Source organism: Hamadaea sp., assembly GCF_013362815.1.
Lineage (GTDB): Bacteria > Actinomycetota > Actinomycetes > Mycobacteriales > Micromonosporaceae > Hamadaea.
Genome location: NZ_JABFVK010000043.1, coordinates 19,809 through 32,439, shown reverse-complemented (window position 1 = coordinate 32,439; position 12,631 = coordinate 19,809). Strand labels below are relative to the sequence as shown.

11 protein-coding genes are annotated in these 12,631 nt (G+C 69.5%); 5 read left to right on the top strand and 6 right to left on the bottom strand.

Annotation, left to right across the window (positions count from 1 at the left end):
- Position 1: 1 nt before the first annotated feature.
- From HOV77_RS20345 to HOV77_RS20335, 3 genes are read right to left on the bottom strand one after another with little or no spacing between them, the layout of a single operon-like run.
- Positions 2–946: a C40 family peptidase gene (locus HOV77_RS20345; protein WP_290864028.1), complete on the bottom strand. Its 945-nt coding sequence runs from the start codon at positions 944–946 to the stop codon at positions 2–4.
- Positions 943–2,010, bottom strand: a complete 1,068-nt coding sequence (locus HOV77_RS20340) for a dipeptide epimerase (protein WP_290864027.1) — start codon at positions 2,008–2,010, stop codon at positions 943–945. Before HOV77_RS20340 ends, HOV77_RS20345 begins: the two co-directional genes overlap by 4 nt.
- Positions 2,011–2,019: 9 nt before the next feature.
- Entirely contained in the window at positions 2,020–2,874 is an 855-nt protein-coding gene (locus tag HOV77_RS20335) for a serine hydrolase (protein ID WP_290864026.1), read from the bottom strand.
- Between the two features lie 143 nt (positions 2,875–3,017).
- Between HOV77_RS20335 and HOV77_RS20330 the strand changes: the two genes are divergently transcribed.
- Positions 3,018–3,935 carry a lytic transglycosylase domain-containing protein gene (locus HOV77_RS20330; protein WP_290864025.1) on the top strand — a complete coding sequence of 306 codons (918 nt, stop codon included), beginning with the start codon at positions 3,018–3,020 and terminating at the stop codon, positions 3,933–3,935.
- An 89-nt stretch (positions 3,936–4,024) separates the two neighbouring features.
- On the top strand, positions 4,025–4,684 hold the full coding sequence (locus tag HOV77_RS20325) for a hypothetical protein (RefSeq protein ID WP_290864024.1): 660 nt from the start codon (positions 4,025–4,027) through the stop codon (positions 4,682–4,684).
- A gap of 62 nt (positions 4,685–4,746) precedes the next feature.
- Here HOV77_RS20325 and typA read toward each other — a convergent pair whose 3' ends face one another.
- Entirely contained in the window at positions 4,747–6,612 is a 1,866-nt protein-coding gene (gene typA, locus HOV77_RS20320) for a translational GTPase TypA (protein ID WP_290864023.1), read from the bottom strand.
- Positions 6,613–6,723: 111 nt separating this feature from the next.
- On the opposite strand from typA, the gene gsmA (HOV77_RS20315) reads away from it, so the two are divergent.
- Positions 6,724–7,806 carry a sporangiospore maturation cell wall hydrolase GsmA gene (gene gsmA, locus HOV77_RS20315; protein ID WP_290864022.1) on the top strand — a complete coding sequence of 361 codons (1,083 nt, stop codon included), beginning with the start codon at positions 6,724–6,726 and terminating at the stop codon, positions 7,804–7,806.
- A gap of 79 nt (positions 7,807–7,885) precedes the next feature.
- On the opposite strand, the gene HOV77_RS20310 is transcribed toward gsmA (HOV77_RS20315), so the two are convergent.
- Entirely contained in the window at positions 7,886–8,923 is a 1,038-nt protein-coding gene (locus HOV77_RS20310) for an LCP family protein (RefSeq protein WP_290864021.1), read from the bottom strand.
- A 109-nt stretch (positions 8,924–9,032) separates the two neighbouring features.
- Here HOV77_RS20310 and gsmA (HOV77_RS20305) point away from each other — a divergent pair, with 109 nt between their 5' ends.
- Entirely contained in the window at positions 9,033–10,157 is a 1,125-nt protein-coding gene (gsmA, locus tag HOV77_RS20305) for a sporangiospore maturation cell wall hydrolase GsmA (protein WP_290864020.1), read from the top strand.
- Here the strand turns inward: gsmA (HOV77_RS20305) and HOV77_RS20300 are convergent.
- Positions 10,154–11,284 (bottom strand): citrate/2-methylcitrate synthase, encoded by a 1,131-nt coding sequence (locus HOV77_RS20300; protein ID WP_290864019.1) that lies wholly within the window; start codon positions 11,282–11,284, stop codon positions 10,154–10,156. The genes gsmA (HOV77_RS20305) and HOV77_RS20300 overlap by 4 nt on opposite strands.
- 68 nt (positions 11,285–11,352) lie before the next feature.
- Between HOV77_RS20300 and HOV77_RS20295 the strand changes: the two genes are divergently transcribed.
- Positions 11,353–12,519 (top strand): citrate synthase, encoded by a 1,167-nt coding sequence (locus HOV77_RS20295; protein WP_290864018.1) that lies wholly within the window; start codon positions 11,353–11,355, stop codon positions 12,517–12,519.
- Positions 12,520–12,631 lie beyond the last annotated feature (112 nt).

Here is a 12,631-nt window from a genome sequence, read left to right as displayed (position 1 = left end):
CCTAGAGCGGGACGCGGTGGGCGCCGACCAAGGTCGCAGCACGCCGCCCGCTGATCTCCTCGATGACGACCTCGCCGCGATCGGAGCAGGCGTGCAGCATCACGCGGGTGTCGCCGCGCGGCGCGGAGGCGACGAACCCGACGTGGTGCACCCGTTCGCCGGGGCGCGCGAAGAAGTAGAGATCACCGGCGCGTTCGCTGCCGAACGGGATCGGCGTCGTGAACGCCGCCTGGTTGTACGCGTCCCGGGGCAGGGTGACGCCGTGCCGTCGCCAGGCGAGGTGGACGAGGCCGGAGCAGTCGATGCCGAACGGGGACAGCCCGCCCCACACGTACGGCGTCTCGCGGAGCATGGCCGCGGTTTTCAGGACCTCCCGCGGTGTCACCGACGAGGGAACGGCGGTGACGTCGAGTGAACGCGCCCACAACGGTTCCGCGAACCCCGGTACGCCGACCGCCCGCCATCCGGAGGCCGACCGCAGCGGGGAGTACGCAACGGACTGCAGTCGCGTACCCAGGACGACGGAGGGCAGCACGAGGTCGCCTTCGGGCACGTCGCGCAGCGTCGTCGCAGTCACCGCGACAACCAGGTCGCCGTCAGCCAGGCCCGCCGACGAGCCGGACGAGCCCGACGACGCGTCAGACGAGCCGGAAGCCAGCTGACACGACGGCAGCCAGCCCGGATAACCCCGGGGATCGAGGTCGGTGGCGGGCTGCCCGGTCAGCACCACCCGGGCCCAGCCGTCCTCAGTGGAATCCACCAGGGCGGGGTCGCCGAGCAACGCCTGGCTGACGACGGCGGGCCGCAGTCGTTCAGCCGGTTCCAGGCCGGCGACCCAGGTGCGGATGTCGGTGAGCGGACCCAGGGCGGGCGCGTCCGATGGCCGATCCGTCGTCGGCTCGCGAAAAAGAGTCGCGGTGGCGACGCCGATCCGAGCCGCCGTCACAGGGCGACACCCAGGCCGGGTGCGTCGGGCAGGACCACCGCCGAACCCTCGTACCGGATGCCGCCGGTCACCGGCGACGACGCCAGCCACCAGGCCGCGTCGAGATCGCTGACCGCGGTGGTCGGATAGGCCGCGACCAGCGAGGCGGCCGCGCCGATGCCGATCGGACCCTCCATCATGGACCCGACGACCGTGCCGAGGCCGTGCGCGCGGGCCAGTTCGAGCAGCGTCTTGGCGTTCGTCAGGCCGCCGCATTTGGCCAGCTTGACGTTCACGAGGTCGGCCGCCCGCCGCCGGATCACCTCGACGAGGTCCCGCACGCTGAACACCGACTCGTCGGCCATGATCGGGGTGTCGACCCGGTCGCTCACCCAGGCCAGCCCGTCGAGGTCCCAGCGGGCCACCGGCTGCTCGACGAACTCGATGCCCAGCCCGGCGTCCTCCAGGCCGTGAATGATTTTCACCGCGTCCCGGGCGGTCCAGCCCTGGTTCGCGTCCAGCCGGATGGTCACGGCCGGCCCGGCCGCTTCGCGTACCGCCTGAATCCGGGCGAGGTCACCGGCGGCGTCCGTGCCCACCTTCAGCTTCAGGGTGGAAAAACCCTCCTTGACCCGGGCGGCGGCGGCTTCGCGCAGACCTTCGGCTTCACCGGCCGACAAAGTCACATCAGTTTGTACGCGGAGAGCAGCGCCGCCCAGCGTGCGTACGAGGGGGAGCCCGGCGCGGCGAGCCACCAGGTCGTGCAGCGCGCAGTCGAGCGCGGTCTTGGCCGCCTCGTTCCCGACGACTGCCCCTTCGATCGCCCGGCTGAGCCCGACGACCTCGGCCGGATCGGCGCCGATCAGGCGCGGCCCGAGGAGCTGCTCGACGCAGGCCCGGGAGCCGTCGATGCTGTCCCCGGTCACCTGCCAGACCTGCGGCGCCTCCCCGAAGCCGGACCGGCCCTCCTCGTCGACGATCTCGACGACCAGGCTCTCGACGTGCGTCGTCCGCCGCAGGGCGGTGACGAACGGAGTATGCAGGGGAGCGGTGAGGCGGTGGGTGCGCACTTCGATGATCGGCACCCGGCCAGCTTATGTGAAGGCTTTTCGGTCCCGCCAGGCTGCCGCCGCGATCCGGGCCACCAACGCCGCGCCCTCCGCCTCACCGAGCAGCGTCGTCGTGCATACGACGAGGGTGAACGGCGGCTCGCCGTCGGGCAGGACGACCCCCGCCCCATGGCGTACGCCGGTCACCCAGCCGTTCTTGGCCGCGACCGGCGTACCCGGCGGCAGCCCGGCCGGGAGGTCCTCGCGGTACTCCTGAGCTCGCAGGATCTCCATCATCGCCGCACAACTGCCCGGCGCGGCGGCGGTACCGTTCGCGATCGCCGAGAAGAGCGCCGCCAGGTCGGCCGCCGTGACCAGGTTCGTGACGCCCTCGGCCCGGGCCGCCGCGTCCTCGATGCCCCGGCCGGTGACCGAGTGCCGCGCGCCGACCGATCGCCACACCTCGTTCACCGCGTCGACGCCGACCCGGGAGATCACGAGGTTCGTGGCCAGGTTGCTGGACCGGACGATCATGCGCTCGGCCAGCCACCCGATCGGCATCCGCTGCCCGAGCCGGTCGGTGACCTCGTCGTCGTTGTCGTCGGTGACGTCGATCGAGAAGTCGCCCGCGCCGGGCTGGACCGACGGGAACTCGTTGCGGATCTCGAGCTCGTCGCCGAGGCTCAGCTCGCCCGCCTCCACCTGCCGGAACAGCGCCACGAGCACGGCGGCCTTCATCGTGCTGGCCGCGTAGTGGGTCGCGTCGGCGTCGCGGGCGTACGCGGCCGGGCCACCGGAAGCGCCGGCCGCCACCGAGCCGGCCCAGACGGAGATCGTGCCGTTGCCGTCAGCGACCAGGGCGTCCAGTTCCGGGGTGAGGGCGTCGAGTTCGGGCGTCATGGTCCTGCACGTTATCGCGTCAGTGCGGAATCGATTCCATCCGGACGGCTACTCAGACCGAATTGAGTAGTACTGCGGTGGCCGCTGTCCGGACAAGACGGTACGGTTCCGGAGTTCGTCAAGAACACGGGGAGGAACACCGAATGCGTAAAACATGGTTCGCCGTCCCACTTGCGGCGACTCTCGCGGGCGTGACCTTGGCCGGGCTCGCCGCCTGGGGCTTCGCCGGCAGCTCGCCCTCGAAGTCCACTTCGGAGACGACGACCGATTCGGCGAGCGTGCTGAGCACCGGCGCGGGAGACGCCTCGGCGCTGGAGTCCCCCGCAGCTTCGGCCGCTGCGACACCGTCGCCGAAGGCGGCGGGCGCACTCGCGCCCACGCCGTCCGCCACACAGTCGAAGGCGCGCCGGGCCAACGCGGGCGTTCCCCTGCCGCGCCGCTCAGTCGATCTGTCGGACGCTCCGCCGTCCGTGCCCCGGCGAGGCGCGCCGCTGCCCGGCAGCAACGGATGCCCGTACTACGTCGGCGTCAACGCCCCCAAGACGGTGGTACGCACAGCGCTCGAAATCGCCGCGCAGACCCCGTTCTGGGCGAACGATCCCCGCTATACGGGTGTGACGCTGCCACCGGCGCTGATCAAGGCGGTCGCCTGGCAGGAAAGCGGCTGGCAGTCCCAGATCATGGCCTGTGACGGCGGCATCGGGACGATGCAGGTGATGCCGGCGACGGCCACCTGGATGAACGAGCGGTTCGGTACGAGCTACGACGTCCGCACCCTCAACGGCAACACGATGATCGGCGCGGCGTACCTGCAGTGGCTCATCGCGTACTTCGGCTACGTCTACTTCGGCAGCGACTACACCCTCGACGCGGCCGACTGTGTGAGCACCGATCCCAACGTGCCCAACTATCAGACGCCCTGCCTGCTGAACGCCGTCATCGCCGCCTACAACTACGGCTACCTCGCAGTCGACGTCGGCGACCACATCGTCATCCCGAATCCGGACTACGTCCGGCCGGTACGCGCGCTGATGGTCAGCTGCCCCTGCTTCGCCTACTGATCTAGTCCGTCGACGGGGCGGCGGCAAGATCGCCGCTCCGCTACGCTCCTGCTCCCGACCCCTTGAGCTTGTCGACTCCGGAGCAGACGATGACCGATCTCTTTCCGCCCAACCTGTCCGAGCGGCCCGCCGCCACGCCGATGCACGCGCCCCAGGTCACCTGCCGTTACTGCGGCAGCACACCCGCTACGGACGCCGTCTTCCAGCAGCAGACCGGAATGGTGATCATGCGGCAGATGCGGGCCTATCCGGGTCCGTTCTGCCGAAACTGCGGGCTGTCGGTGTTCCGGGCCGCCATGTCGCACACTCTCGGCGTCGGCTGGTTGGGCCTGATCTCCCTCCTGCTGTTTCCCATCACGGTGATCCAGAACCTGCTCGCCCGGCGCAAGGTGGGTAAGCTCGCGGCCCCGGTGCCGCCGGCCGGGTCGACCGTCATGCCGGCGTTGCCCGGCCGACCGGTCTTCCTGCGACCGCTGTCCTACCTGATTCTGCTGCCGGTCCTCCTCCTGGGGCTTGGAGCGTGGATGTCGGCCAACGACACTCCGGAGAACCAGGTCGGCAAATGCATCACCGTGCTGGCGGACGACAACGTCGACTTCGTCAGCTGCAGTCAGCGGCATGACGGGGTCATCATCTCGGTCGTCGACCGGGACGCATCCTGCCCCGCGTCGGCGATCGCCGAGGTCGAGCGCATGTCCGGCGACCTCAACCGGGATGGTGGCAAGAAGCTCTGCGTCGGCGAGGGCTGACGCTCTCGTCGGAGACAGCGAACGGGGCGGTCCGAATCGGACCGCCCCGTTGTGCGTATCGGTTAATTCTGATGCTTGCGCCGCGCGGTCTCGCGCGCCCGCTGGGTCTGGTCGAGCGTGACCTTGCGGATGCGCACGGCGACCGGGGTGACCTCGACGCACTCGTCCTCGCGGCAGAACTCGAGCGCCTGCTCGAGCGAGAGCTTGCGCGGCGGGATGAGCTTCTCGGTCTCGTCCGCCGTGGAGGAGCGCATGTTGGTGAGCTTCTTCTCCTTGGTGATGTTGACGTCCATGTCGTCGGAGCGCGAGTTCTCGCCGACGATCATGCCCTCGTAGACCTCGGTGCCGGGGTCGACGAACAGCGTGCCGCGCTCCTGGAGGTTGGTCATGGCGAAGGCGGTCACCGGGCCGGACCGGTCGGCGACGAGCGAGCCGTTGTTGCGGGTACGCAGCTCGCCGAACCACGGCTCGTACTTCTCGAAGACGTGGTGCAGGATGCCGGTGCCCCGGGTGTCGGTGAGGAACTCGGTCCGGAAGCCGATCAGGCCGCGCGCCGGGACCAGCCACTCCATCCGGATCCAGCCGGTGCCGTGGTTGACCATCTGCTCCATGCGGCCCTTGCGGGTGGCCAGCAGCTGGGTGATCGCGCCGAGGTGCTCCTCGGGGGCGTCGATGGTCAGCCGCTCGACCGGCTCGCAGACCTTGCCGTCGATCTCCCGGGTGACGACCTGCGGCTTGCCGACGGTGAGCTCGTAGGACTCGCGGCGCATCTGCTCGACGAGGATGGCCAGCGCCAGCTCGCCGCGGCCCTGCACCTCCCACGCGTCGGGCCGGTCGGTCGGCAGTACGCGCAGCGACACGTTGCCGACGAGTTCCTTGTCGAGCCGGTCCTTGACCATGCGGGCGGTGACCTTGGCCCCCTTGACCCGGCCGACGAGCGGCGAGGTGTTGGTGCCGATGGTCATCGAGATCGCGGGCTCGTCCACCGTGATGAGCGGCAGCGGGATCGGGTTCTCGGCGTCGGCCAGCGTCTCGCCGATCATGATCTCCGGAATCCCGGCGACGGCGATGATGTCGCCCGGCCCCGCCTGCTCGGCCGGCTTACGCTCCAGCCCTTCGGTCATGAGCAGCTCGGAGATGCGTACGCGCTCGGTCGACCCGTCGGTCTTGCACCAGGCGACCGACTGCCCCTTGCGGATGACGCCCTCGCGTACGCGGCACAGCGCGAGCCGGCCGAGGAACGGGGAGGCGTCGAGGTTGGTGACGTGCGCCTGGAGCGGCGCGTCCTCGGTGTACGTCGGCGCGGGGATGGTGTCGAGCAGCGTCTGGAACAGCGGCTGCAGCGTCTCCGAGTCCGACGGGATCTTGCCGTCCTCCGGCTGGCTCAGCGACGCGATGCCGTCGCGGGCGCAGGCGTACACGATCGGGAAGTCGATCTGCGACTCGTCGGCGTCCAGGTCGAGGAAGAGCTCGTACGTGTCGTCCACGACCTCCTTGATCCGGGCGTCGGGACGGTCCACCTTGTTGATCACGAGGATGATCGGCAGCTTGGCCTTGAGCGCCTTGCGCAGCACGAACCGGGTCTGCGGCAGCGGGCCCTCGGACGCGTCGACGAGCAGCACGACGCCGTCGACCATGGTCAGGCCGCGCTCGACCTCACCGCCGAAGTCGGCGTGGCCCGGGGTGTCGATGATGTTGATCGTCACCGACTCGCCGTCCGCGCCCTGGTAGTGGACCGCGGTGTTCTTCGCGAGAATGGTGATGCCCTTCTCACGTTCGAGGTCCATCGAGTCCATCACCCGGTCGGCCATCTCGCCGCGGGTGTGGATCGCCCCGCCCTGCTTGAGCATGGCGTCGACGAGCGTGGTCTTGCCGTGGTCGACGTGCGCGACGATCGCGACGTTACGGAGATCCGGGCGGGTCAGCATACTGACCATTGTTCCGGGTGGGCTGCCATGATCTGGCATCGGGGCCGGGGTTAGCGGTGAAGATCACGCCGTTCTCGCACTTTATGGGCATTACCCGGTTATCGTCGACTTATGGCAGGTCTGCGAAGGTTTGTCGCGATTGCGCTCGGTGTCGTGCTTCTACCCGCTCCGTCTTCGGCCTTTGCCGCCGCGTCTGGCCCCGGCCGCGCGGTGGTCCAGTCCAAGGTCGGGCTCAACGTCCGCTCGGGGCCGTGGTTGCGCGATCGCGTCCTATCCCGCCTCGGGCAGCACAAGACCGTCTCGATCTCCTGCCGGGTACGCGGACAGGAGATCGTCGGCTCGGTCCGCCGCACCACCACCTGGGTACGCCTGACGACCGGCGGGTACGCCTCGGACGCGTTCCTCTCCTGGTCCACCCGACGGGCCTCGGCGCCGACATGCGCGGCGTTGTCCGTGCCGGCTGGTACCGCAGTCGTGAACCTGTCGTTCCCGTTGAATGTGCGCTCCGGGCCGGCCACATCGCACGCCATCGTCGGCTCGGTCGGCTCAGGTGCTGCCGTGCGTCCGATCTGCCGGGTCTGGTCGCAGAACATCAGCGGCGACCCGGTGTGGTACCAGCTCGGCGTACGCCGATTCGTGACGGCCGCGTTCCTCCGCTGGCCCGCGGGCGAACCGCGGCTGCCCTGGTGCGGCGCGGCTGCCCCGTCGGCCCCGTCGTCCAACAAGGCGTTCCTGGCTGCCGTCATCGGACCGGCTCAGGCGAGCGCGCGTACGTGGAAGGTGCCCGCCTCGGTCACCATCGCCCAGGCGATCCTCGAATCCGGCTGGGGACGCAGTCCGCTGGCCGTCACCGAGCACAACTACTTCGGGATGAAGTGCTTCGGCGACCCGGGCCCGATCGCTCTCGGCTGCTCTACGTACGCCACCCGCGAATGCTCCGCTTCCCGGTGTTACTCCACAAGGGACGCGTTCCGGTCCTATCGGCTCGTGAGCGACTCGTTCGCCGACCACGGACGGGCACTGGCCCGGCTGCCGTACTACAAGACGGCGATGAAGTACGCCGCTTCACCCGACCGGTTCGCCCTGGAACTCCAACGAGCCGGGTACGCGACCTCCCCGGCGTACGCCGCGCATCTCGTCGGCGTCATGAAGGACTTCAGCCTTTACCGCTACGACGTCGCCCCCCAGCGTTGATCATGAACCCATGGTCCCGCCTGTTCGGCGTGTCGCGCCCCCATCCTCATGATCAACTCGGGCTCCGGCGCGGGCGGGGTCAGCGTACGTAGGACGGGTTGGCCAGCGCCCATGTCGCGACAGTGTCGCTGCCGACCGACTCCCAGAGCTCAGTGGCCTTCTCTGTGTCGGACTTGACCACGCTCTGGCCGTCGATCGTCGGCGTACCGCTGGTGGGGTTGGTCAGGAAAGTGACGTCGGAGCTGCCGATAGCCCGAAGGGCCCACGCGAGGTTGAGCGGCGACAGCGTGTCGTCCACGGTGATCGCGCTCGCGGTGGCGTTGAGGAAGGAGGTCAGCTTGGTCAGGTCGGTGATCGTTCCGGTGCTGGTCGCCTTGTCCATCACGGCCTTGATGATCTGATGCTGGTGGGCGATGCGGGTGAAGTCGCCGTCGGCGAACTGCTTGCGCTGGCGGGCGTAGTCCAGCGCGGTCGCGCCGTCCATGTGGGTGGTGGTGCCCGCGGCGTTCTTGGTGAACTTCCGGTGCGGGGCGTGGATCGAGGTGAACGTCTTGTCCACCTTGATGTCGATGCCCCCGACGGCGTCGATGATCTCCTTGAAGCCGGCGAAGTCGATCATCATGACGTGGTCGAGCTGCAGACCGGTGAACTTCTCGACCGTCTGCACCATCAAGTCCGCCCCGCCCCAGGCGTACGCACTGTTGATCTTTGCGTTTTCGCCGCCTTCGCCGTCACCGGATTCGGGGACGTAGACCCAGGTGTCGCGGGGGATCGAGACGAGCTGGACGTCTTCGTGGTCCGCGCTGACGTGGGCGACCATGATCGTGTCGGTACGCGAGCCGCTGGTGTTGTCGGGGTCGCGCGAGTCGCTGCCGAGCAGGAGGATGTTCATCGCGCCGTCGGCGATGCCCTCGGGGGTGGTGGCGGACTGCTTGGTGTCGCTCAGGGCGGCGACCGAGATCCGGTCCACCTTCTTGTCGACGCCGCGCAGGTAGAGCCAGCCACCGACGCCGGCCGCCCCCAGGAGCACCACGACGGCGAGCCCGCCGGCGATGACGAATCGCCGTACCCGTCGTCGGGTCCGTGATCTGGACGTATAGACCGATCCTTCTGCCATGGGGCGCAACGCTAGCCGGGTTGCCGCACGGCGACCATGAATGTTTGCTGAGACCAACGCCACTGTCCTGACTTGTCATGTCGTGACGGTAAGTTCGGATTTGCGTTGAATGAGCATGAAGTTCATCGGCGTCGCCGGGCTCGGCCTGCTCCTCGGCGCACTCGCCCTCGCCAGCCCGGCAAACGCCAGCCCGTCCAGCGCCGCCCAGCCCCTCGATCGAGCGACCGCGAGAGGCGGAGGGAAAGCGATCGTCCGAGCCCCCGGCGGGCTCAACGTACGCTCGGGCGCGGCGACCGACCGCGCGATCCTCGGCACCGTCGACGACGGCTCGACCGTCCGGGTGATCTGCCAGGTGTGGGGTCAGCAGGTCAAGGGAAGTCAGCGCACCGCCGCCCTGTGGGATCGGCTCGACTGGGGCCACGGCCACGTCGCCGACGGGTTCCTCCAGTGGCCGAACGGCCGTCCGGCGTTGCCGTGGTGCGGCGATCCGCCGGTGGATGCGACGTCGGCCGCCGTCGACGTCACCTCGGGTGGACTCAACGTCCGATCCGGGCCGGGTACCGCTCACTCCACCGTCGGTTCCCTGGGCGACTCCGCCGGTCTGCAGGTCGAATGCCGCAGTTGGGGCACCACGATCGACGGCAACGCCGTCTGGGACCGGATCGGGGCCGGCCGCTACGTCGCCGACAAGTACGTGCGCTGGGCTCCGGCCAAGCCGCGATACCCCTGGTGCGGGCAGGCTCCGGCGACCGTGCCGGCCGCGACGAAGGACGCCTTCTTCGCCCGGGTCGCCGGGCCTGCCCAGGCCAGTGCGCGTACGTGGAAGGTGCCCGCCTCGGTCACCATCGCGCAGGCCATCCTCGAATCCGGCTGGGGGCGCAGCACCCTCACCCGGGTGGACCACAGCTACTTCGGGATGAAGTGCTTCGGCGGTCCCGGTCCGATCGCGGTCGGCTGCTCGGCGTACGCGACTCAGGAGTGCACGGCCGGCAAGTGCAGCACGACCAGGGCTTCCTTCCGGGCGTACCGGACGATGGCAGACTCCTTCGACGACCACGGCCGGCAGCTCGCCACGATGTCGCGTTACAAGACGGCGATGAAGTACGCCTCCGACCCCGAGCGGTTCGCCCGGGAGATCCACAAAGCCGGGTACGCCACCTCACCGACGTACGCGAACAACCTGATCGACCTGATCCGCCGCTACGACCTGACCAAGTACGACCGGCCGTCTTAGCAGGGGACGGGCTGGGGCGGCGGCGGCCCCACATAACGGGAGTCGGGCCGGATGATCTTCGAGTCTTCGGCCTGCTCCAGGACGTTGGCGCACCACCCGATGACCCGGCTGGCGGCGAAGGTCGGCGTGAACATCGCGCGCGGCAGCCCGCACAGTTCCATGACGACCCCGGCGTAGTACTCGACGTTCGTGTGCAGCTCGCGCCCCGGCTTCAACTCGGCGAGCAGCGCGAGCACTCGGGCTTCCACTGCGACGGCGAAGTCGACCAGCGGTCCGCCGAGGGATTGGGCGACGCCCTTCAGCATGCGGGAACGCGGGTCTTCGGTGCGGTAGATCGGGTGGCCGAAGCCCATGATCCGGTCGCCGCTGAGGATTCGTTCTCGGAGCCACGCGTCTGCCCGAGGAAGAGAGCCGATCGCGTCCAATGTGTCCAGTGCTCGGCTCGGCGCGCCGCCGTGGAGCGGGCCGGACAGCGCGCCCAGGGCGCCGCCGATGCAGGCGTACAGGTCGGCTCCGGTGGAGGCGATGACCCGGGCGGTGAAGGTCGAGGCGTTGAAGCCGTGGTCGACCGTCGCGATCAGGTACTTCTCGATCGCCGCCACCTGCGTCGGTGCGGGAACGGAACCGGTGATCATGTACAGGTAGTTGGCGGCGTGCGGCAGGTCGTCGCGCGGTTCCACAACCTCCAGGCCGAGACGGAGGCGGTATAGCGCTGCCAGCAACGAGGGCGTAAGGGCGCAGAGGCGCATCGCTTGGGACCGACGCTCCGGAGGAGACGTGTCGTAGAGCGGCTTGGCGCCCGCGGCCAGGCCGGCGACGGCGAGTGCGGCGCGGAGTCCGCCCATCGGGTCCACTGATGAGGAGGCCGCCGCGATCGACGGGAGGGCGGCGGCGACCACCGGCGGAATGTGGCGCAGCGGTGCGATTTCCTCCTGCAGCGAGGCGGCCGGCAGGGCGCCGTCGATCAGCAGAGCCCAGACGTCTTCGAGCGTACGACGCTCGGCGAGATCGATCGCCGAGTACTGCCGATAGTGATAGAAGCCTTCGAGGCCGCGTACGTGGCCGATCGTGGTGTCGGTGACCACGACTCCGGCCAGTCCGCGGGGGACGGTGACGAGTTCAGGCATGCCGTGAGCGTCGCCCCGACAAACGCAGGCAGTCAACGTTGATTCAGTCAATGTGAGACCATGGCCACATGGCCGAAGATCACCTGCTGACCACCGCTGAAGTCGCCCGGCGGCTGCGTATCAAGCCTGAGACGATCTACGCGTACGTGAGCCGGGGACTGTTGACTCGAGTCAAGGTGCCCGGCGAGCGGATCAGCCGCTTCCGGCTCTCCGACGTCGAGCGGCTCGCCGCCCGTACGCAGGGCACTCGACCGGAACGGGATGCCGAACCGGCCATGCGGACGGCGATCACGCTCATCGCGTACAACCGGCTCTTTTATCGAGGCCGCGATGCCGCGAGCCTGGTGGACACCGCGTTTGAGCACGTGGCGACGTTGCTGTGGGATTGTGAGCCGGTGGCGTTCGTCGCGCCGGGCGAGGCGCTGGAGCGGGCGCGGCGCGCGAGTGAGCAGCTGCCGCCGCACGCGCGCCTGGCCGACCGGTTGCCGGTGATCGTCGCGGTGGCGGCGGCGACCGACCCGCTGCGGTTCGACCTGTCACCGTCCACTGTGGTCTCCCATGCGCCGGAGTTGCTGGCCACGATGGTCGACGCGTTGCCCGCGCGGGGCGAGCCCGCCGACACGAGCATCGCGGCCCGCCTCTGGTCGCGCCTCACCGATCGCTCGCCCGCCGCGCACGATCTCCGGGCCCTCAACGCCGCGCTCGTCTTGCTCGCCGACCATGACTTGGCCGCGTCGACTATTGCGGTACGCGTTGCCGCGTCGACCAGAGCGCACCCGTACGCCGTGGTGTCGGCTGGATTGGGCGCGTTGGACGGGCCGATGCACGGAGCGGTCGGTGCCGCGGTGTACCGCCTGGTCGAGACGGCCGCCCGCGACGGAGCCGCCGCCGCGATCGCCGAACAGTTGCGCAGCGGCGGGCTGCCGGGCCTCGGCCAGCGCCTCTACCCGGACGGCGATCCCCGGGCGCGGGCGCTCCTCGACGTCGTGCCGATTCCCGCCGGCCTCCAGTCGACGCTAGACGACCTGGTCGCGACGGCCAACGCGAAGCCGAACATCGACTTCGCGTTGGCGGCGCTCGCGTACGCGGCCGAGATGGGGCCGGGTGCGGCCGAGGTGATCTTCGCACTCGCGCGTACTGCGGGATGGATCGCGCACGCGATCGAGGAGTACGCCCAACCGCCGCATCGCTTCCGGTGGAGCAGCGGGTACGTCGGCCCCACGCCGGCGGCCTGACTCGCCGTCGCGCTCGCCCGTCGCGCTCACGCCCGCCCCCGCCATGTCGATCACCCGGTTGCGGAGTCGATCAGGGTGCCCGGGACACGACACGCCGGTCGATCATGACCGA